At 73.7% G+C, this 20,574-nt stretch carries 16 protein-coding genes; 4 read left to right on the forward strand and 12 right to left on the reverse strand.

Translation table 11 applies throughout. From position 1 onward, the window contains the following. Positions 1–42 precede the first annotated feature (42 nt). A complete protein-coding gene (lipB, locus tag C6376_RS18130; RefSeq protein WP_107444370.1) occupies positions 43–840 on the reverse strand; it encodes a lipoyl(octanoyl) transferase LipB in 798 nt (265 codons plus the stop codon). Between the two features lie 245 nt (positions 841–1,085). On the opposite strand from lipB, the gene C6376_RS18135 reads away from it, so the two are divergent. After that, complete coding sequence (locus C6376_RS18135) at positions 1,086–2,648, forward strand: regulator (protein WP_107444371.1); 1,563 nt, start codon at positions 1,086–1,088, stop codon at positions 2,646–2,648. A 134-nt stretch (positions 2,649–2,782) separates the two neighbouring features. Here C6376_RS18135 and C6376_RS18140 read toward each other — a convergent pair whose 3' ends face one another. Both C6376_RS18140 and C6376_RS18145 read right to left on the reverse strand, forming a co-directional pair. Beyond that, complete coding sequence (locus C6376_RS18140) at positions 2,783–4,201, reverse strand: NAD(P)/FAD-dependent oxidoreductase (protein ID WP_107444372.1); 1,419 nt, start codon at positions 4,199–4,201, stop codon at positions 2,783–2,785. A 161-nt stretch (positions 4,202–4,362) separates the two neighbouring features. After that, positions 4,363–5,256: a TIGR01777 family oxidoreductase gene (locus tag C6376_RS18145; protein WP_254075993.1), complete on the reverse strand. Its 894-nt coding sequence runs from the start codon at positions 5,254–5,256 to the stop codon at positions 4,363–4,365. 72 nt (positions 5,257–5,328) lie between these two features. On the opposite strand from C6376_RS18145, the gene C6376_RS18150 reads away from it, so the two are divergent. Continuing rightward, entirely contained in the window at positions 5,329–5,826 is a 498-nt protein-coding gene (locus C6376_RS18150) for a GNAT family N-acetyltransferase (RefSeq protein ID WP_173985671.1), read from the forward strand. A gap of 49 nt (positions 5,827–5,875) precedes the next feature. Here the strand turns inward: C6376_RS18150 and C6376_RS18155 are convergent, their stop codons facing one another. Further along, positions 5,876–7,060 carry a MarP family serine protease gene (locus C6376_RS18155; protein ID WP_107444374.1) on the reverse strand — a complete coding sequence of 395 codons (1,185 nt, stop codon included), beginning with the start codon at positions 7,058–7,060 and terminating at the stop codon, positions 5,876–5,878. A 286-nt stretch (positions 7,061–7,346) separates the two neighbouring features. Here C6376_RS18155 and C6376_RS18160 point away from each other — a divergent pair, with 286 nt between their 5' ends. Together C6376_RS18160 and C6376_RS18165 are read left to right on the forward strand one after the other, a co-directional pair. Then, complete coding sequence (locus C6376_RS18160; protein WP_319594498.1) at positions 7,347–8,117, forward strand: peptidoglycan recognition protein; 771 nt, start codon at positions 7,347–7,349, stop codon at positions 8,115–8,117. Between the two features lie 75 nt (positions 8,118–8,192). Further along, the gene (locus C6376_RS18165) at positions 8,193–8,429 is read left to right on the forward strand and encodes a hypothetical protein (RefSeq protein WP_107449042.1); all 237 of its coding nucleotides are present in this window, start codon (positions 8,193–8,195) and stop codon (positions 8,427–8,429) included. Positions 8,430–8,463: 34 nt separating this feature from the next. On the opposite strand, the gene C6376_RS18170 is transcribed toward C6376_RS18165, so the two are convergent. The 8 genes from C6376_RS18170 to C6376_RS18205 all read right to left on the reverse strand — a co-directional run bounded on the left by C6376_RS18170 (position 8,464) and on the right by C6376_RS18205 (position 20,474). Continuing rightward, positions 8,464–8,985, reverse strand: a complete 522-nt coding sequence (locus C6376_RS18170; protein ID WP_107444376.1) for a DUF4240 domain-containing protein — start codon at positions 8,983–8,985, stop codon at positions 8,464–8,466. Between the two features lie 76 nt (positions 8,986–9,061). After that, entirely contained in the window at positions 9,062–10,057 is a 996-nt protein-coding gene (locus tag C6376_RS18175) for a YafY family protein (protein ID WP_107444377.1), read from the reverse strand. A 78-nt stretch (positions 10,058–10,135) separates the two neighbouring features. Continuing rightward, complete coding sequence (gene aceE, locus C6376_RS18180; protein ID WP_107444378.1) at positions 10,136–12,841, reverse strand: pyruvate dehydrogenase (acetyl-transferring), homodimeric type; 2,706 nt, start codon at positions 12,839–12,841, stop codon at positions 10,136–10,138. 409 nt (positions 12,842–13,250) lie between these two features. Continuing rightward, a complete protein-coding gene (locus tag C6376_RS18185; RefSeq protein ID WP_107444379.1) occupies positions 13,251–13,874 on the reverse strand; it encodes a GntR family transcriptional regulator in 624 nt (207 codons plus the stop codon). Between the two features lie 364 nt (positions 13,875–14,238). After that, positions 14,239–16,011 carry a 2-oxoglutarate dehydrogenase, E2 component, dihydrolipoamide succinyltransferase gene (gene sucB, locus C6376_RS18190; protein ID WP_107444380.1) on the reverse strand — a complete coding sequence of 591 codons (1,773 nt, stop codon included), beginning with the start codon at positions 16,009–16,011 and terminating at the stop codon, positions 14,239–14,241. A gap of 66 nt (positions 16,012–16,077) precedes the next feature. After that, positions 16,078–17,466, reverse strand: a complete 1,389-nt coding sequence (lpdA, locus tag C6376_RS18195) for a dihydrolipoyl dehydrogenase (protein ID WP_107444381.1) — start codon at positions 17,464–17,466, stop codon at positions 16,078–16,080. Positions 17,467–17,830: 364 nt separating this feature from the next. Next, positions 17,831–19,366: a leucyl aminopeptidase gene (locus tag C6376_RS18200; protein ID WP_107444382.1), complete on the reverse strand. Its 1,536-nt coding sequence runs from the start codon at positions 19,364–19,366 to the stop codon at positions 17,831–17,833. 310 nt (positions 19,367–19,676) lie between these two features. Next, a complete protein-coding gene (locus C6376_RS18205; protein ID WP_107444383.1) occupies positions 19,677–20,474 on the reverse strand; it encodes an adenosylcobinamide-GDP ribazoletransferase in 798 nt (265 codons plus the stop codon). Between the last annotated feature and the right edge of the window lie 100 nt (positions 20,475–20,574).

Raw genomic sequence — 20,574 nt, forward strand, 5'->3', positions numbered from 1 at the left:
GGGTACGCCCGTGCTTTTCGAGCCCTGCCGGGCCCCGTGGGGTCAGGCGGTCGCCTTCTCGATCTCGCGCGGTTTCAGCTCGGCGTTCTCCAGGACGTCCCTCAGGTGCCGCTCCACCACGGGCAGCACCTCCTCGATCGTCACGTCCCGGCCCAGTTCGCCGGCGAGCGAGGCGACGCCCGCGTCCCGGATGCCGCACGGGATGATCCGGTCGAACCACCTGTTGTCCGGGTTCACGTTGAGCGCGAAGCCGTGCATGGTGACGCCCTTGGCGACCCGGATGCCGATCGCCGCGATCTTCCGGTCCTCGCGCCGCTGGCCGGCGTTGGACGGGGCGTACTCCGGGCCGTTCAGCCGGGGGTCGAACTCCTCGTCGGCGAGCCGGGGGTCGAATTCCAGCGAGAGGCCGCCGAGCGGCGCGCGCAGCTCCACCGGGTCGCCCAGCACCCACACCCCGCTGCGGCCCTCGACGCGGGTGGTCTCCAGGCCGAACTCGGCGCAGACGCGGATCAGTGCGTCCTCCAGGCGGCGTACGTGCGCGACGACGTCAACCGGACGCGGCAGCTTCAGGATCGGGTAGCCCACCAGCTGGCCCGGTCCGTGCCAGGTGATCTTGCCGCCGCGGTCCACGTCGACGACCGGGGTGCCGTCCAGGGGGCGCTCGGCGTCGGCCGTGCGCCGGCCGGCCGTGTAGACGGCGGGGTGCTCCAGGAGGAGGACGCTGTCCGGGACCTCGTCGGCGAAGCGCGCGGCGTGCACGCGGCGCTGCTCGTCCCACGCCTCCCGGTACTCGACGGCGTCCCCGCCGAACCCCATCCGGACGAACCGCAACTCGCTCACGGCAAGCGCCTCCCTGAAAGTCGTCAGGCGCGTGACGCGCCCAAGCCACTGTACGACCGTGCGCCACGCGTCAGCCGCACGGTCAATCCTCACACGATCGGATGAATGAAGGTCGAGACGTGCGATCGTCCGCTTACGCTCCGCTACATTCGCGCCGTTCGCGAGGCCAAAAGGGCTGATCACACCCATCAGCGCACTTCATCCGGGCACGTCGGAGGCCCGGAAGGCAGGAGACCGCACCGCAGATGACGGAACGACCCGCGCAGCGCACGCCCAACCGTCAGCTCGCCGCGCTCATCGCAGAAGCGGGATTCTCCAACGCGGGACTGGCCCGTCGCGTCGATCAGCTAGGCCTCGAACACGGGCTGGACCTGAGATACGACAAGACGTCCGTCACCCGGTGGCTGCGCGGGCAGCAGCCCCGCGGCACCACCCCCGCCCTGATCGCCGAGGTCTTCACCCGGCGTCTGGGCCGCCGCCTGAGCGCCCAGGACCTCGGCCTGGACGCCTGTGCCCCCGTATACGCGGGCCTGGAGTTCGCCGGCACGCCCGAGGAGGCCGTCGACATCGTCGGGGGGCTGTGGCGCAAGGACTCCGGCAGCCATGCCGAGCTGCGCAAGATCGCCTTCACGCCGGCGGGACTCGTCGTGCCGAGCCGTGACTGGCTGATCGGCCGGGCCGACGAGAAGGTCGCCCGCGGCGAGCCGCCCGCCCGGGTGCCCGTCCAGGGCCGCCCGCCCGCACGGCCCGCCGCGCCGCAGCAGCTCCCCCCGCAGCTCGCCACGCACCTCTCCGCGCCGCCACCGGCGCCGCTCGCGTCACCGCTGTCGTCGCCGAGGACCCTGTCGCCCGGACCGTCCGCAGGGCCGCCCCGGCGCGGGCAGGGCGCCGAGCGCGGCCCCGGCCAGCGGGTCACCGGCGGCGACATCTCCGCGCTGCGCTCGGTCGGCGAGCTCTTCCGCTCCCTGGACGACCGGTACGGCGGCGGCCACGCCCGGCAGGCCCTCGTGCGCTACCTGGAGCACGAGTGCGAGCCCATGCTGCGCGGCACGTACGGCGAGCAGACCGGCCGGCGGCTCTTCGGCGCGGCCGCCGACCTGACCCGCCTCGCCGGCTGGACCTCCTTCGACATCGCCGCGCACGGCCTGGCCCAGCGCTACTTCGTGCAGGCCCTGCGGCTCTCCCAGGTGGCCGGCGACCGCGCCTACGGCTCCTTCGTCCTCGTCACCATGAGCCGCCAGGCCGTCTACCTCGGCCACGGCCGGGAGGCGGTGCAGCTCGCGCGGGTGGCCCAGCAGGGCGTCGGCACGGGGGCACCGCCCGTCGTGCAGGCGCTGCTGCACGCGGCGGAGGCGCGCGGGCACGCGGTGCTCGGCGAGGTGCGCGCCTCCACCGCCGCCCTCGTCCGCGCCGAGCGCGCGCTGGAGGCGGCCAAGACCGGTGACGAGACGCCGTACTGGGCGCGCTTCTTCGACGAGGCGCAACTGGCCGACGAGTTCGGGCACTGCCACCGTGACCTGCAGCAGTTCCGGGCGGCCGCCCAGCACGCCGAACGCTCCCTGCAACTGCGTCCGGCCGCGCACGCCCGCAGCCGCCTGTTCTGCCGTGTGGTCCTCGCCTCCGCCCGCCTCGGCCTCGGCGAACTCGACCAGGCCTGCCAACTGGCTGCGGAGGCGGCCGGCCAGGCGGCGGAGATGCGGTCGGTCCGCGCCCTGGAGTACGTCAGGGACTTCGAACGCCGGCTGGAGCCGTACAAGGACGCGTCCCCGGCGCGCACCTACCGCGACAAGGTGGCGGCCCTGGGCTGACCACCTCCGGGGAGCCCCGCCCCGGCCCCCGCCCCGGCCCCCGTTTCCGGCCCCGGACGGGCCTCGTCCTCGGACGGCGGACGGGCTGAACCGCCGGCGGCGGCCGGGGAACCTCAGGGGTTCCCCGGCCGCGGTCACGCCGCTGCCTGCTCCTCGGGGGCCGTCGGGCGCGGGTCTGCCAGGGGCAGGGAACCGGCGGCGCGCAGGTCGGCGACGATCGCGGAGGCCGCCCGGTGCGCCGAGTGCAGCGCCCCCTGCACGGTGCTGGTGTCCCGGTGGTCGCCGCACACGTACAGGCCCGCCAGCAGCCGCACCGGGCGCCGCAGATCGTGCGGCGCGCGCATCGCGGGCACCGCCTCGGCGGTGTGGTGCACGGCCAGCGTCTCCCACCGCGCGGTGGAGACCCCGTACAGCCGGGACAGGTGCATGCGTACGGCGGTGTCGACGTCGGGCGGGAGCGCGCCGAGGACGGTGGACGAGATCAGCGTGCGGCCCGCGGGCGCGCGGCTCGGGTCGACCCGGCTGACCACCGCCGTGTGTGCCACCGGCCCGCCGCGGTCGGCGTCCAGGAGCAGCGAGGCGCCGGTCCCGGGCGGCTCGTCCGTCGTGTGGTGGACGACCGTCACCGGGTGGAAGTCGGGCACCCGCAGCCCGGGCAGCAGCTGTGCCGCGCTGCGTGCGTCGGTGGCGACCAGGACCGCGCGGCAGCGGAACTCGCCGTGCCCCGAGGTGGTCACCGAGGTCGTGGAGACGGAGGTGACCCGCACCCCGGTGCGCACCGAGCCCGGTGGCAGGGTCCGCGCGAGCAGTTCCGGCAGTGCCTCGGCCCCGCCCTCCGGCAGCGCCAGCCGGCCGGCCGCGAAGGCGCGCAGCGCGAGGTCCGCGCACCGGCTGGAGGTGGTGAGGTCCGGGTCGCACAGCAGCGCGGCGAGCAGCGGGCGCACGAAGCCGTCCACCGTGCGGGCGGGCAGTCCGCGGGCGGCGAGGGCCTGGGCGGCCGGCAGCTCCGGGCGGCGCAGCAGCCGTTCGACGGGGGTGGCCGCGAGCCGGGTGAGCGCGGCGCCGAGCCGCGCCTGGTCCACGGCGGTGCCGAGCGGCGCGCCCGCCCGGACCCTGGGCGGGGCGGGCGGCCGTCCCGCCGCCGGCAGGGCGCCGCCGGCGCGCGGCCGGGGCAGTGCGCCGGGCCGGGGAGTGCCGGCGAGGGCGCGCACCGCATGGAGTGCGCCCCTTGCGCTCCCCGTGCCCGCCTGTGCGCCCGCGCGGTGATGGCGTCCGTCGCTGTGCAGCAGGACCCCCGGCGCGAACGGACGCAGGCCGAGCGCGCCGAGCCCCGGGGTCCGGGCCAGTTCGGGATACGCCGTGGACAGCAGCTGCCCGATGCGGTCGAGCCGGAACCCGTCGACCTTCTCCGTCGCCATGCGGCCGCCCACGCAAGGGGCGGCCTCCAGAACCACGGTTCTTACTCCTGCGCTGGTCAGCCGGTGCGCGGCGGAGAGTCCGGAGACTCCGGCTCCCACCACGACGACGTCTGCCTGGTACGCGGGCTCAAGCACGTGCCCCTCCTCGAGGTTGCGCGGCCGGTGGAGACGTCATGCCCCCAACAGCCGTCCGGGATACCCGAGTTCGGGTCGAGGGTAGGGCCGAGACCGGTCAGGAACAGTCGCGCATGGACAGGGCACGGTCGCACGCCGGTCGCATGCGGTCACGCGGTGGATCAGGCTGCCCGGACGGCGTCCTCGATCCCGGGGAACGCGAAGGTGAACCCGGACTCCAGCAGCCGCTTCGGCACCACCCGCGCGCTGCCCAGCACGTCCCCGGCCATCTCGCCGAGCACCGTCCGCAGCACCGGCGCCGGCACCGCGAAGAGCGTCGGCCGGTGCAGCACCCGTCCCATGGCCGCGGTGATCTCACGGTTCGTCAGCGGCTCGGGCGCGGTGAGGTTGAACGGGCCCGACAGGTCGGCGCGGTCGAGGAGGTGCCGGATCGCCGCCACCTCGTCGTGCAACGCGATGTACGACCAGTACTGGCGTCCGTCGCCCATCCGCCCGCCGAGCCCGGCCGTGAAGAGCGGGAACAGCTTGCCCCAGGCCCCGCCGCCGCGCGCCACGACCAGCCCGGTCCGGGCGAACGCCGTGCGCACGCCCGCCTCCTGGGCGGGACCCGCGGCCGCCTCCCACTCCACGCAAAGCTCCGGCAGGAAGCCGCTGCCGGCCGGCGCGCTCTCGTCCACGACCCGGTCGCCCGTCTCGCCGTAGAAGCCCATCGCGCTGCCGTTGACGAACACCCGCGGCGGTGCGTCGAGCGAGGCGACGGCCCGCGCCAGCGCCGCCGTGCCGTGCACCCGGCTGTCGTGGATGCGCTTCTTGTAGGCCTCGCTCCAGCGCCGGTCGCCGACCCCCGCGCCCGCCACGTTGACCACCGCGTCGCACCCGGCGAGCCCGGCCGCGTCCACCTGTCCCTTCTCGGGGTCCCAGCGCAGCTCCAGCGGCCCCCGGGGCGCACGGCGCACCAGCCGGACCACCTCGTGCCCGTCCGCGGTCAGGGACCGCACCAGTGCGCTGCCGATCAGTCCGGACGCCCCGGCCACCGCGATTCGCGTACGTTCCATACCGCCATCCTGCCCTCCGGACCGGGGAAACCCCGGCCAGGTCGCCGTCCGGACCGGATTAGGGTGGCGGCCATGCCCGAGCCGTCCGCACCCCGCATACGCGCCGCGTCCCCCGCCGACGACGAGGCGCTCGGTCTCGTCGACCGGCTGACCTGGTCCCCGCTGCACGCCGTCATGCCCGAGCCGCAGCCGCCGTACGACTCGTTCTTCGACGAGCGGCACCGGCCCGAGGACTTCCTCGTCGCCGAACTGGACGGCCGTGCCGTCGGATACGTGCGTCTCGTCCCGCCCACCCCGCTCGCCGCCAACGCGCACGTCCGGCAGATCCAGGGCCTCGCCGTGCTCGCCGAGGCGCGCGGCCACGGCGTCGGACGGGCACTGGTCCGCGCCGCCGTCGAGGAGACCCGCCGACAGGGGGCCCGCCGCATCACCCTGCGCGTCCTCGGCCACAACACCCCGGCCCGCAAGCTCTACGAGGCCGAGGGGTTCGCGGTGGAGGGGATCCTCCCCGAGGAGTTCCTGCTGGACGGCGCGTACGTGGACGACGTCTTCATGGGCCGGCCCGTGTAGGGCCCCTGCGGCGGATCTCCGCGGCGCCGCGGCGGAAACCCCGCCGCAGTCACGAAGGGGTCAGGCGTCCCGTGTCCACCGGCCGGGTGGCGGTCGCCGCGCGCTTCGCGTCGCCGTCGACCTCCGCCGCCGTCAGCACGTACCCCGTCTCGTCGTCGGACGTGGAGCGGGCGAAGACCACGCCGTAGACCCGGCCGGTCGTGGTCAGCAGCGGGCCACCGGAGTTGCCGGGGCGCACGGTGGAGCGGATCGAGTAGATCTCCCGGGTGACGATCTCGTCGTTGTAGATGTTGCGGCCGGTCGCCTTCACCCGGGCCGCGACCGTGGCCGCCTGCAGGTTGAGGTCGCCGTCCTGCGGATAGCCGGCCACCACCGCCGGGTTCCCGCGCGCGGCCTCGTCGTCGAAGACCAGCACCGGCGCCTTCAGGTACGGCACGTACAGCACCGCCACGTCCTTGTCCGGGTCGAAGAGCACCACGCGCGCGTCGTACGACGGCCCGACGCCGCCGATCCGCACGGTCGGGCTGTCGATGCCCGCCACCACGTGCGCGTTGGTCATCACGTGCTCGCTGGCGTACACGAAGCCGCTGCCCTCGCGGCCCTGGTCGCCCGCGACGCCCTCGATCTTCACCGTGCTGCGCCTGGCCGCCTCGGTGGCGCTCGCCGTGACGTTGTCGCCGGTGGGCTTGGCGACCTCGGCCGTCGACTCGTTCTCGAAGGGGTTGAAGACCTGCGGGAAGCCCGCCTGCGTCAGCGCCGACGTGGCCCGCGCGAACCAGGTGGGCGTGGTGTCCGGCATGACCTCCTGCACGGCCCCCAGCAGCCGTGAGTCCCGTATCGACGAGGTGACCACCGGCGACGAGGACGCGCCCAGCACGCTCGCCGCCACCCAGGCCACGATCAGTACCGCGACCACGTTGGCCGCCGCGCCGCCGATCCCGTCCGCCACCCGGAGCGGCCCGCGGTCCAGCTCGCGGCGCAGCCGTAACGCCAGCCGCCCCGCCAGCTCGTGCCCCATCGCGGCCGGCACGAGGACCGTCAGCACGGCCGTCACGGTGGCCGCGGTGGTCCCCGGAGCCACCGGATCCATCAGCCACGGCAGGACCCACACGCCGATCACCGCACCGCCCACGAAACCGGCCAGCGACACACACCCGGCCACCAGGCCACGCCGGTAGCCGGAGCCGGCGTAGGCCAGGATCACCAGCACCAGCAGGATGTCGAGCAGGTCCACCGGCCCCCCTTTTCTCTTGGATCCCCTAGTACGCGCGGGAGGGGCCCAGTGATCAGCCGTCCGTCCGTCACAGCCGTCACACACGCGGGCGGTCCCGGCCGCACGCACGCCTGCACATCGGAAAACGTCACGGACCGGGACGATGGTTCCACCGGGTGGCACACCCCACATCGCGGACGGAGCGGATTCGTCGGACAGTGGCATCATGTGTGCCCTCCGACCGGCGCCGCACGGTCCGCGGGGAACGCGCCGGCCGCGCCGTACGCGGATACCGGGCCCGCTCCTCGTGCTCCTGGGCTGTCTGCCAGGGCTCGCCGCCGTCGCCGCCCTGGGGGCGTGCGCGGGCGGCGTCGACGACGCCTCCTCCGCCGGCCGGACCCCCCGTCCCGCCGCCGCCCGTCCCGCCGCCGGGCACCGGGCGGCCCGGCCGCCCGTCGTGCCGCGCACCGCCTGGCTGGACGCCCTCGCCCGGCACGCGCAGCCGCCGCCGCGCTACGACGACAAGGCCGTCGCCGTCTTCGTCCACCACACCGACTCGCCCAACGGCTACGACTGCGCCGACGCGCCCCGCATCATCCGCTCGCTGTACACCGGCCAGACCGCCGCCCGGGGCTGGGACGACATCGGCTACAACTTCCTCGTCGACCGCTGCGGCACCGTCTACGAGGGCCGGGCGGGCGGCGTCGACCGCGCCGTCACCGGTGCGCACACCCAGGGCTTCAACCACCGCACGGTGGGCATCGCCGCGCTGGGCACCTTCACCTCCGGCGTCCCGGTGCCGCAGGCCATGGTCGACGCGATCGCCGCCCTCGCCGCCTGGAAACTCGGCCTGTCCGGCGTCGACCCGCGGGCGCACGTACGGCTCACCTCCAGCAACAGCCACAGCCGGTACGCGGCCGGGACCACCGCCACCCTACCCGCCCTGGCCGGCCACCGGGACGGCTTCATGACGAGCTGTCCCGGCGCCGCCCTCGCCGCCCGCCTCCCGGAGATCCGCGAGAAGGCCGCCCGCCTCCAGGGCAGGACGGCCGCGCACGCTCTCACAGGAACGCCTTAGACGGCGTTCAGGGTCCTCCCATGCCCCCGCCCTACGGTCGTGCACGACACGAGGAACCGACCGGAGGTGGGGATCATGAACAACAGCCGTACCGGGGCCGCGCCGACCACGGAGCAGGGCGTCCCGGCCAGGGCAGCCCGCAGCCTGTGGACCGTGCTGTGCGCCGTCGCAGCGGTCGTCCTGGGCCCGGCGGCGGCCACCGCGTCCGCCCTGGAGCAGGCCAACCGGGCGCCGACGCACCACACGGTGCGGATCGACCGGTCGCAGGCGTACCTCCCCGCCGACACCACCCGCCGCAGGTCCGCGGCGTGAGGGCGGCGGTCGGGACGGCGCCGCCCGCCGGCGCTCACTCCTTGAAGCGCTGCCACAGCCGGGGATACCGCTCGGCCAGCGCCCCCTCGTTCTCGAAGTCGACGGGCGTGCCCTCGGGTTCGGCGGTGGCCGGCGGAATGCCCAGGTCCGGGGCGACCGTCCCGGTGAGCTGCTCGTAGGCCTCGTCGGCCGCGTAGCCGAGTTCCTCGCCGTCGCCGTCGATCTCCTCGTCGAAGTCGTCCAGCAGGTCGGCGAGCGAGTCGGGGTCGCCGTGCAGGGCGCCCTCGAAGACCTCGCGGCCCTGACCGATCAGCCAGCACCGGAAGAAGTCGAAGGCGTCGTCGCTCGCCCCGTCCAGCAACAGCCAGGCGGCGCCCCACAGGTCCCAGCTGTAGGCGCGGTTGTAGCGCGACTCGAAGTGCCGGGCGAAGTCGAGCACGGACTCCGGGTCCAGCCGGAGCAGCCGCTCCACGAGCTGCTCGGCCTGCTCCTCGGGATCGCCCTCGGCCGCCTGGCGGGAGGCGTCCACCAGCTCCCAGAACTCCGTCTCGTCCATCACGCGTCCAGCATCGTGCCTGGGGATGCGGGACGCACCCGGAGTGCGCGGGATTCCGCCGGGTTGCCGTGCCGCGTCAGTCCTCCCGCAACCCGTATCGCGCCGCCAGCCGCAGCGCGTCCGCGGCGAACCACTCCCGCAGTGCCGCCGGGGCGAGCACCTCCGCCTCCGGCCCCAGCGCCGTGAGCTGGGTGTGCGCCACCTCCAGCGACTCGACCCGCAGGGAGACCGTCGCCCAGCCCCGCCCGTCCGGTTCCCCGGCGCCGGCCAGCGCGTCCCGCGCCGCCACCGGGTCGACGGCGTACGGCAGCCGGCGCACCCCGGTCTCCGACAGCCGGACGACGACCTCGGCCCGCAGGATCGAGCGCGCGAACCGCTCGGCCTGCGTGTCCCAGAATTCCGGCAGGTCGAACTCCTCGTCCCGGAGGAAACGATCCTGCGCCGGCTCCGCCGCCAGGAACCGGTCGAGGCGGTACGTCCGGAACGCGCCGCCCCCACGACCGCCCTCCCGCACCCGGGCGCACAGGTACCAGACCCCCGCCTTCAGCACGAGCCCGTACGGCTCCAGCTCCCGCTCGACCTCGCCCTCCCCGCGCCGGTAGCGCGCCCGCAGGCACCGGTCGTCCCACACCGTCTCCGCGATCACCGGCAGCAGCGCGGGCGTCTCCGGCTCCCGGAACCAGGCCGGGGCGTCCAGATGGAACCGCTGCGCCGCCGCGCGCGGGGCGTCCCGCAGGGACGGCAGCAGAGCCGCCGACACCTTCAGCCGGGCGGCCGACGCCACGTCCTCCAGCCCCATCTCCCGCAGCGCCCCCGGCACCCCGCTCAGGAACAGCGCCTCGGCCTCGCCGCGCCCTAGCCCCGTCAGCCGCGTCCGGTACCCGCCGACCAGCCGGTAGCCCCCGGCGCGCCCCCGCTCCGCGTACACCGGCACGCCCGCCTCGGAGAGCGCCTGCGCGTCCCGGGTGACGGTCCGCTCCGACACCTCCAGCTCCCGCGCCAGCTCGGACGCGGTCATGGTCGGCCTGGACTGCAGAAGGAGCACCATCTTGATGAGGCGGGCAGCACGCATGGGGGACATGATGCCGGGACCCGCCGACGCCGAAGGGGGGCGCGGCCCGAGCCGCACCCCCCTTCGCCGAACCGTGACCTACAGGCCGTAGCGCTCGCGCGCCTCCTTCACCGAGGCCGCCTTGACCTCACCGCGCCGGGCGAGTTGCGCCAGCGCCGCGACGACGATCGACTCGGCGTCCACGCCGAAGTGGCGGCGGGCCGCCTCACGGGTGTCGGAGAGGCCGAAGCCGTCCGCACCCAGCGAGGACCAGTCCTGCTCGACCCACTGCGCGATCTGGTCCGGGACCTGGCGCATGTAGTCGGAGACCGCGAGGACCGGGCCCTCGGCGCCCTGCAGCGCCCGGCGGACGTACGGCTGGCGCTCCTCACCGCGCAGCAGAGCAGCGTCGGTCTCCAGCGCGTCGCGGCGCAGCTCGGTCCAGGAGGTCGCCGACCACACGTCGGCGGCCACGCCCCACTCCTCGGCGAGCAGCTTCTGCGCCTTCAGGGCCCAGTGGATCGCGGTGCCCGAGGCCAGCAGCTGGATGCGCGGCGCGTTGGCCGCGGCCACCTGCACGCCGGCCGACTCCGCCGTGTTGAAGCGGTACAGGCCCTTGAGGATGCCCTCGTCGACGCCGGGCGCCGACGGCTTGGCCGGCTGCGGCATCGGCTCGTTGTAGACCGTCAGGTAGTAGAAGACGTTCTGGTCCTCGCCCGGGGCCGCCTCGCCGTACATCCGGCGAAGACCGTCCTTGACGATCGCGGCGATCTCGTACGCGAACGCCGGGTCGTAGCTGAGGGCGGCCGGGTTGGTCGCGGCGATGACCGGGGAGTGGCCGTCGGCGTGCTGCAGGCCCTCGCCCGTGAGGGTCGTCCGGCCGGCGGTGGCGCCGACCAGGAAGCCGCGGCCGAGCTGGTCGCCGAGCTGCCACATCTGGTCGGCCGTGCGCTGCCAGCCGAACATCGAGTAGAAGATGTAGAACGGGATCATCGCCTCGCCGTGCGTGGCGTACGCGGTGGACGCGGCGATGAAGTCGGCCATCGAACCGGCCTCGGTGATCCCCTCGTTGAGGATCTGGCCGTTCTTGGCCTCCTTGTAGTACATCAGCTGGTCGCGGTCGACCGGCTCGTACGTCTGGCCCTTGGGGGAGTAGATCCCGAGCGACGGGAACAGGCTCTCCATGCCGAAGGTGCGCGCCTCGTCGGGGACGATCGGCACCCATCGCTTCCCGGTCTCCTTGTCGCGGACCAGGTCCTTGACCAGCCGGACGAAGGCCATGGTGGTGGCCACGTTCTGTGTGCCGGAGCCCTTGTCGAAGGAGGCGAACGCCTTGTCGGCGGAGGCCGGCAGCGGGGCGAGGGCGTGCGTACGGCGGGCCGGGGCCGGGCCGCCGAGGGCCGCGCGGCGCTCCTGGAGGTAGCGGACCTCGGGGGAGTCGGCGCCCGGGTGACCGTAGGGGACGACCCCGTCGACGAACTGCGCGTCCGAGATCGGCAGCTCCAGCAGGTCGCGCATCGTCTTGAACTCGTCCACCGAGAGCTTCTTCATCTGGTGGTTGGCGTTCTTCGACGCGAAGCCCTCGCCGAGGGTGTGGCCCTTGACCGTCTGAGACAGGATGACCGTCGGCGCGCCCTTGAACTCGACGGCGGCCTTGTAGGCGGCGTACACCTTGCGCGCCTCGTGACCACCGCGGGAGAGGTGGAAGCACTCGAGGATCTTGTCGTCACTCAGCAGCTTGGCCATCTCGGCGAGCGCCGGGTCCTTGCCGAAGAAGTCCTCGCGGATGTAGGCGGCACCGCGCGTCTGGTACGTCTGCACCTGCGCGTCCGGTACCTCGCGCAGCCGGCGGACCAGCGCGCCGGTGGTGTCCAGCCGGAACAGCTCGTCCCAGGCGGAGCCCCACAGCGACTTGATCACGTTCCAGCCGGCGCCCCGGAACTGGGCCTCCAGCTCCTGCACGATCTTGAAGTTCGCGCGGACCGGACCGTCGAGTCGCTGCAGGTTGCAGTTGATGACGAAGGTCAGGTTGTCGAGGCCCTCGCGGGAGGCGAGCGCCAGTGCCGCGGTCGACTCGGGCTCGTCCATCTCGCCGTCGCCGAGGAACGCCCACACGTGGGACGCGGAGACGTCCTTGATGCCGCGGTTGGTGAGATAGCGGTTGAAGCGCGCCTGGTAGATGGCGGAGAGCGGGCCGAGGCCCATCGACACCGTCGGGAACTCCCACAGCCAGGGCAGCCGGCGGGGGTGCGGATACGACGGGAGACCCTCGCCGCCGGACTCCTGGCGGAAGTTGTCGAGGTGCTGCTCGGTCAGCCGGCCGTCGAGGAAGGCGCGGGCGTAGATGCCGGGGGAGGCGTGGCCCTGGATGTAGAGCTGGTCGCCCGAGCCGTCGGCCTCCTTGCCCCGGAAGAAGTGGTTGAAGCCGGTCTCGTAGAGCCAGGCGGCGGAGGCGAAGGTGGCGATGTGGCCGCCGACGCCGTGCTTGCTGCCGCGGGTCACCATGGCCGCCGCGTTCCAGCGGTTCCACGCGGTGATCCGGCGCTCCATCTCCGGGTCACCGGGCGCGGACGGCTCGGCGGCGGTGGGGATGGTGTTGACGTAGTCCGTCTCGAGCAGCTTGGGCAGCGCGAGGCCGTTGCCCTCGGCGCGCTCCAGCGTGCGGCGCATCAGGTACGCGGCGCGGTGCGGTCCGGCCGCCTGGGTGACCGCGTCCAGCGAGGCCTGCCATTCGGCGGTCTCCTCCGGGTCCCGGTCGGGGAGTTGGTCGAGCGCGCTGGGCTGGATGGCCTGGGGGTCGGTCATGTCGCCGCCTTCCTCAGTCGAAGGGGGTTCCCTCATCGGCAAGGGTTCGGGGGTGCCCTAGGTCTTTGGCAGGACAGGGCGTGGAGCCCGGATGCGGTGTCGTTGTGCGGCTCCGCGCGAGGCCCGTCGGCGACAATAACCCGCTGATCGATGATCGATCAAAGGATTGAGGAAGAAAACCTCTTGATCACGAGAAAGTAGGCACCCGGTGCCTTTCGGGCAGGCACCCCGTGCCGCACATTTCGGGGGTTTTCGCAGGTCGGAGCCCACGTATGAGCGCGTGCACGCTCCCCTGGACGCGGTCGGCGCCCTGCCTCGCCCTGCCTCGCCCCGCCTCGCGCCGGGTCGCGCAGGGTCGCGCCGAGACCGCGTGGCCGCCTCGCCCGAGCCGTATGTCCGGTGTCCGGCCCTACGCTCGGGGAGCGCACCCGAGGACATGCGCCTTCACCAGCTCCGCGATCCGCGGATCCCGCCGCCGGAACGCCTGCACCAGCTCCTCGTGCTCCTCCGCGTACGACTGCTGTACGGTCCCCAGCCAGCGGATGGACAGCGCCGTGAACACCTCGATGCCCAGGCCCTCCCAGGTGTGCAGCAGCACGGAGTTCCCGGCGGCCCGCACCAGTTCCCGGTGGAAGCCGACGGTGTGCCGCACCTGGCCGGTGCCGTCGGACGCGCGGTCGGCCTCGTAGAGCGCGGCGACGTGCGGTTCGAGCGCCGAGCAGTCCTCGGCCAGTTTCTGGGCCGCCAGTTCCGCGGCGATCGCCTCCAGGCCGGCCCGGACCGGGTAGCTCTCCTCCAGGTCGGCCGCCGTCAGATTGCGCACCCGCACGCCCTTGTTCGGCGCGGACTCGATCAGCCGCAGCGACTCCAGCTCGCGCAGCGCCTCCCGCACCGGCGTCTGGCTGACCTCCAGCTCGGTGGCGATCCGGCGCTCCACGATCCGCTCGCCCGGCTGCCAGCGCCCGCTGACGATCCCCTCCACGATGTGCTCGCGGATCTGTTCGCGCAGCGAGTGGACGACGGGCGCGGTCATGAGAGCTCCTTTGAGGAGAGGCCGCACGGGCCCCCGGGGGCGTTTGACGTTTAGACAATACGGCCGTGAGCGCTTTCCAGAAGGGCGCGCGGGGATGCTTTTACGCAGGTGAGACGAGACTTACACGAGCGTGACCGGGGCCGGCCCGCAGGTCGGCCCCGCGACTCGGAGGCCGGCAACCGAGCGCGGCGCGTTGTCGACGAGGACCGGCTGCCCGGGGCCGGTGCCGCCGTGCGGGCTGCGTGTCGACGTCCCACACGTCCATCGGAGCGTTCGCCGGCACCGAGACAGAGCCGGCACCGAGAGAAAAGCGCCCCCGCCCGGAGAACCGGACGGGGGCGCCTGTGCTGTCGGACCGACGGGGTCAGAGACCGAGCTCGACCTCGAACTCGCCGGCCTCGAGGATCGCCTTGACCGCGGTCAGGTAACGGGCCGCGTCGGCGCCGTCCACCAGACGGTGGTCGTAGGACAGGGTCAGGTACGTCATGTCGCGGACGCCGATGACCGTGCCCTCCTCCGTCTCGATGACGGCCGGACGCTTGACCGTCGCGCCGATGCCGAGGATCGCGACCTGGTTCGGCGGCACGATGATCGTGTCGAACAGCGCGCCGCGCGAGCCGGTGTTGCTGATGGTGAAGGTCGCGCCGGACAGCTCGTCCGGAGTGATCTTGTTCGCGCGGACCTTGCCCGCCAGGTCGGCCGTGGCCTTGGCGATGCCGGCGATGTTCAGGTCGCCCGCGTGCTTGATGACCGGGGTCATCAGGCCCTTCTCCGAGTCCACCGCGATACCGATGCTCTCGGTGTCGAAGTAGGTGATCGTGCCCTCGTCCACGTTGATCCGGGCGTTGACGGCCGGGTGGGCCTTCAGCGCCTGGGCCGCCGCCTTGACGAAGAACGGCATCGGGGAGAGCTTGACGCCCTCGCGGGCCGCGAAGGAGTCCTTCGCCTGCGCGCGGAGCTTCATCAGCCGGGTGATGTCGACCTCGACGACCGAGGACAGCTGCGCCTGCTCGTGCAGCGCCTTGACCATGTTGTCGCCGATGACCTTGCGGATGCGGGGCATCTTCACGGTCTGGCCGCGCAGCGGGGAGGCCTCGAGGGCCGGGGCCTTCTTCGCGGCGGGTGCTGCCGGGGCGGCGGCCGGAGCCGGGGCGGCGGCGGCCTTCGCGGCCTCGGCGGCGGCGATGACGTCCTGCTTGCGGATGCGGCCACCCACACCGGTGCCCTTGACGGCACCGAGGTCGACGCCGTTCTCGGCGGCGAGCTTGCGCACCAGCGGGGTCACGTAGGCGCCCTCGTCGGTGGCCTGCGCGGGAGCCGCGGCCGGAGCCGGGGCGACCGGTGCCGGAGCGGCCGGAGCGGGCGCCGGGGCGGCCGGGGCCGGGGCGGCGACCGGAGCGGGCGCGGGAGCCGGCGCGGCAGCGGCCGGAGCCGGAGCGGCGGGGGCGGGAGCCGGAGCGGCCGGAGCCGGAGCCGGGGCGGCCGGGGCCGGAGCGGCGGCCGGAGCCGCGCCCGGGGCGCCGATGACGGCGAGCTTGGCGCCGACCTCGGCGGTCTCGTCCTCGGCGACCGTGATCTCGAGCAGCACACCGGAGGTGGGCGCCGGGATCTCGGTGTCGACCTTGTCGGTGGAGACCTCGAGCAGCGGCTCGTCGGCCTCGACCGAGTCGCCGACCGACTTCAGCCAGCGGGTGACGGTGCCCTCGGTGACGGACTCGCCGAGCGCGGGCAGGACGACGTCCGTGCCCTCGGCGGAGCCGGCGCCGGAAGCGGCCTCGGCGGTCGGAGCCGGGGCGGGAGCCGCCTGCTCGGTGGACGGCTGGGCGGCCGGGGCCGGCTCGGGAGCCAGCGGCGCGACCTCCTCGGCGGCCGGGGCGGGGGCAGCGGCGGGGGCGCCGGTGCCGTCGTCGATGACGGCCAGTTCGGCGCCGACCTCGACCGTCTCGTCCTCGGCGACCTTGATGGAGGCCAGGATGCCGGCTGCGGGGGAGGGGATCTCGGTGTCGACCTTGTCGGTCGACACCTCGAGCAGGGGCTCGTCGGCCTCGACGCGCTCACCCTCGGCCTTCAGCCAGCGGGTGACAGTGCCCTCGGTGACGCTCTCGCCGAGCGCCGGAAGGGTTACGGAAACCGCCATGGTTTCGGTTGCTCCTTAACGATTGCGGAAGTCTGGGTCGTCGCTTCGACGTGGTACGACCGAGGGTCAGTCGTGCGAGTGCAGCGGCTTGCCCGCCAGGGCCAGGTGGGCCTCGCCGAGCGCCTCGTTCTGCGTCGGGTGGGCGTGGATGAGCTGCGCGACCTCGGCCGGCAGCGCCTCCCAGTTGTAGATCAGCTGGGCTTCGCCGACCTGCTCGCCCATGCGGTCGCCGACCATGTGGACGCCGACCACCGCGCCGTCCTTCACCTGGACGAGCTTGATCTCGCCCGCGGTGTTGAGGATCTTGCTCTTGCCGTTGCCCGCGAGGTTGTACTTCAGAGCGACGACCTTGTCCGCGCCGTAGAGCTCCTTGGCCTTGGCCTCGGTGATGCCCACGGAGGCGACCTCGGGGTGGCAGTACGTCACCCGGGGGACGCCGTCGTAGTCGATCGGGACGACCTTCTGGCCGGCCAGGCGCTCCGCGACCAGCATGCCCTCGGCGAAGCCGACGTGCGCGAGCTGGAGCGTCGGGACCAGGTCGCCGACGGCGGAGACGGTCGGGACGTTGGTGCGCATGTACTCGTCGACCAGGACGTAGCCGCGGTCCGTCGCGACGCCCTGCTCCTCGTAGCCGAGACCGGCGGAGACGGGCCCGCGGCCCACCGCGACCAGCAGGACCTCGGCCTCGAACTCCTTGCCGTCGGCCAGGGTGACCTTGACGCCGTCGGCGGTGTACTCGGCCTTCGAGAAGAAGGTGCCCAGGTTGAACTTGATGCCGCGCTTGCGGAACGCGCGCTCGAGCAGCTTGGAGGAGTTCTCGTCCTCGACCGGCACCAGGTGCTTGAGGCCCTCGATGACCGTCACGTCGGCGCCGAAGGACTTCCACGCCGAGGCGAACTCGACGCCGATGACGCCGCCGCCCAGGATGATCGCGGACTTCGGCACGCGGTCCAGGACGAGGGCGTGGTCGGAGGAGATGATCCGGTTGCCGTCGATCTCCAGGCCCGGCAGCGACTTCGGCACGGAGCCGGTCGCGAGCAGCACGTGGCGGCCCTGGACGCGCTGTCCGTTCACGTCGACGGAGGTCGGGGAGGACAGGCGGCCCTCACCCTCGATGTACGTCACCTTGCGGGAGGCGATGAGTCCCTGGAGGCCCTTGTAGAGGCCGGAGATGACGCCGTCCTTGTACTTGTGGACGGCGGGGACGTCGATGCCCTCGAAGGTGGCCTTGACGCCGAACTGCTCGCTCTCACGGGCCTGGTCGGCGATCTCGCCCGCGTGCAGCAGGGCCTTGGTGGGGATGCACCCCCGGTGCAGGCAGGTACCGCCGACCTTGTCCTTCTCGATCAGGGCGACGTCCAGGCCCAGCTGCGCCCCGCGCAGGGCCGCGGCGTAACCGCCACTACCACCGCCGAGGATCACTAGGTCGAAAACGGTGCTGGCGTCGTTCGCCACGTCACGTCCTCCATGCATGTGCGCCACGCCGGTCTCCAGTGACCGGTCGGCGGCTGGTGTCCGGCCGCTCTGTCTCGGCCCTGTGGTGGGGGCCCTGTCCTGCCGAGCCCCATCCTCGCACTTGTCGGACCCCGACGAGACACAGGGCCGGGGTGTGAGACACCCCACGCTCACTTGTGACAGGGGGCCGGCCCCACTCGCGGGGCGCGGGGAACTGTGCGACCGGCCGCATTCGGCCCGCACCCGCCACGTGACGGACGGGCCGAGTGATCAGGCGCACAGTTCCCCGCTCCCGGCGGGACTAGGGCGTGTGTCGAAAGTGGCGTCGTGTGCCCGAAGGACAGACGGGATTTCGAGACACGCCTCAGCCCAGGTCGCCGGCGGCCGTCAGTTCGGCCAGCCGCACCAGCGTCCGCACGGCGGTGCCGGTGCCGCCCTTCGGCGTGTAGCCGAACGGGCCGCCCTCGTTGAACGCCGGCCCGGCGATGTCCAGGTGCGCCCAGGTGATCCCCTCGCCCACGAACTCGCGCAGGAAGAGACCGGCCACCAGCCCGCCGCCCATCCGCTCGCCCATGTTCGCGAGGTCCGCGACGGTGGAGTCCATGCCCTTGCGCAGGTGTTCCGGCAGCGGCATCGGCCACGCCGGCTCACCGACCTCCTCGGCGGCCTCGTGCACCGCGGAGCGGAACGCGTCGTCGTTCGCCATGATCCCGAAGGTGCGGCTGCCGAGCGCCAGCATCATCGCGCCGGTCAGGGTCGCCACGTCGACGATCGCGTCCGGCTTCTCGGCGGAGGCCGCCCACAGCGCGTCCGCGAGGACCAGCCGGCCCTCCGCGTCGGTGTTGAGGACCTCGACGGTCTTGCCGCTGTACATGCGCAGCACGTCACCCGGGCGGGTGGCGGAGCCGGACGGCATGTTCTCGGCGAGCGCCAGCCAGCCGGTGACGTTCACCTCGAGCCCGAGCCGCGCGGCCGCGACGACCGCGGCGAAGACCGCCGCCGCCCCGCTCATGTCGCACTTCATCGTCTCGTTGTGCCCGGCCGGCTTGAGCGAGATGCCGCCCGAGTCGTAGGTGATGCCCTTGCCGACGAACGCGAGGTGCTTCGTGGCCTTGGCGGACGTGTACGACAACTTGACCAGGCGAGGAGCCGCCGCCGAGCCGGCGCCGACGCCGAGGATGCCGCCGTAGCCGCCCTTGACGAGCGCCTTCTCGTCGAGGACCTGCACCTTGATGCCGTGTTCCTTGGCCGCGTCCTGCGCGATGGCGGCGAACGCCTGCGGGTCGAGGTCGTTCGGCGGCATGTTGATCAGGTCGCGGGCCCGGTTGAGCTCCTCGCCGACGGTGGCGGCGCGCAGCAGCGCGGCCTTGTGGGCGGCGTCGCGCGGCTTCCCGCCGAGCAGGGCGGCCTCGGCGAGCGGCGCCTTGGCGTTCCCGGCCTTTGCTGCGTTGTTCGAGCGCGCGGTCTGCCGGTACGCGTCGAAGGAGTAGGCGCCGAGCACCACGCCCTCGCCGATCGCGCCGATGTCGCCGGCATCGGTCACGGGCAGCGCGAACGCGGCCTTCTTGGCGCCGCCGAGGACGCGGGCGGCGGCGCCTGCCGCCCTGCGCAGCGCCTCGGGGTCGTAGGCGGCGTCCTTCTCGGGCTCGCCGCCGAGGCCCACCGCGAGCACGAGCGGCGTCTTGAAGCCCGCCGGGGCGGGCAGCTTCGTCACCTCGGCCTCGGCGCCGGAAGCCCCGAGGGTCTCCAGAACGCCGGCGAGCCGGCCGTCGAACGCCTTGTCGACGGCTTCGGCGCCTGGGGCAACGATCGGGCCCTTTGCGCCCTTGGCGACACCGATCACGATCGCGTCGGCCCGCAGGCCGGGCGCCGCGGCGGTGCTGAGAGTGAGAGCAGTCACGGTGGTGGAATCTCGCTTCCGATGTGGAGTTGCTGTGGCCGGAGCATGGGTCGACCGGGCCCGACAGCCGACCCTGGACGCGGGTCGTGGGTGCGGTCGTCTCCGGGGTGCGTCCCACCGGCGCGGCGAACCGGCGTGGCGAATCCCGGAACGAGCCTACGCGTGCCTGTGCGTTCGCTCATGCACGCGAGTCTTCACCCCTGTCGGTGGCGTCGTCTCCGCCGGACGATCCTCGCACTACCGTGACCGGCGCACACCCCTCGGGTTCCCGACCCGCCACGGCCGCCTTCCGCACGACGCCGAACGCGGCCTACCCGCCCAGGGTCAGCACCGTCAGCGCGGTCGTCGCCGCCGTCTCCGCCAGCCCGCCGAACACGTCCCCGGTGACGCCGCCGAAGCGGCGCGTGCAGTGACGCAGCAGGAGTTCGGCGGCGGCGAGGGCCGCGACGACCGAGGCGGCCGTGCGTACCCCGTCGGCCACGCCGGACAGCCCGCCGCCGAGGGCCGCGACGACGACGCAGACGGCCGCCACGGCCACCGAGCCCGCGACCGGGACCACTCCGGCGACCGCCGCCCCCAGCCCTTCCGGCCGGGCCGGCGGGACCCCGGCGCGGGCGGCCAGGGTGAGCGCCAGCCGGGCGGCGACCGCCGACGTGACGGCGGCGACGGCACCCCGTGTCCAGGAGTCGCCGTACGCCTGGGCCAGCGCGGCCGTCTGGGCGAGCAGCACCAGGACGAGGGTGAGCACGCCGAACGGGCCGATGTCCGACTGCTTCATGATCCGCAGCGCGTCCTCGGCGGGCCTGCCGCTGCCCAGACCGTCCGCTGTGTCGGCCAGCCCGTCGAGGTGCAGTCCCCGGGTGAGGACGGCGGGCACGGCGACCGAGGCGACGGCGGCCGGCAGCGGGTCCGCGCCCAACCGCAGCAGCAGCAGCCCGAGCCCCGCCGCACAGCCGCCGACGACCAGCCCGACCAGGGGCGCGCTCAGCATGCCGCCGCGCGCGGCCGGACGGTCCCAGCGGGTCACCCGCACCGGCAACGCGGTGAGGGTGCCGAAGGCGAAGCGCAGGCCGTCGAGGGGCGAGGCGGGGGGCGGGACAGTGGACATCGCCGCAGACTATGGCCTGCCCGTCCCGCGGATCATGCCGGGGACGTCCGCCGGGGACGTCCGCCGGGCAGGATCCGGCCGGACACGCGCTACTCCGGAC

The organism is Streptomyces sp. P3 (genome assembly GCF_003032475.1).
In the GTDB taxonomy this organism is placed as follows: domain Bacteria; phylum Actinomycetota; class Actinomycetes; order Streptomycetales; family Streptomycetaceae; genus Streptomyces.

Bases quoted from the DNA above. Each gene is read 5' to 3' on its own strand.
- C6376_RS18165 (WP_107449042.1), top strand. From the start codon at position 8,193: ATGAACAACAGCCGTACCGGGGCCGCGCCGACCACGGAGCAGGGCGTC.
- sucB (WP_107444380.1), bottom strand. From the start codon at position 16,011: ATGGCGGTTTCCGTAACCCTTCCGGCGCTCGGCGAGAGCGTCACCGAG.
- C6376_RS18135 (WP_107444371.1), top strand. From the start codon at position 1,086: ATGACGGAACGACCCGCGCAGCGCACGCCCAACCGTCAGCTCGCCGCG.
- C6376_RS18185 (WP_107444379.1), bottom strand. From the start codon at position 13,874: ATGACCGCGCCCGTCGTCCACTCGCTGCGCGAACAGATCCGCGAGCAC.
- C6376_RS18170 (WP_107444376.1), bottom strand. From the start codon at position 8,985: ATGGACGAGACGGAGTTCTGGGAGCTGGTGGACGCCTCCCGCCAGGCG.
- C6376_RS18145 (WP_254075993.1), bottom strand. From the start codon at position 5,256: ATGGAACGTACGCGAATCGCGGTGGCCGGGGCGTCCGGACTGATCGGC.
- C6376_RS18175 (WP_107444377.1), bottom strand. From the start codon at position 10,057: ATGCGTGCTGCCCGCCTCATCAAGATGGTGCTCCTTCTGCAGTCCAGG.
- C6376_RS18205 (WP_107444383.1), bottom strand. From the start codon at position 20,474: ATGTCCACTGTCCCGCCCCCCGCCTCGCCCCTCGACGGCCTGCGCTTC.
- C6376_RS18150 (WP_173985671.1), top strand. From the start codon at position 5,329: ATGCCCGAGCCGTCCGCACCCCGCATACGCGCCGCGTCCCCCGCCGAC.
- aceE (WP_107444378.1), bottom strand. From the start codon at position 12,841: ATGACCGACCCCCAGGCCATCCAGCCCAGCGCGCTCGACCAACTCCCC.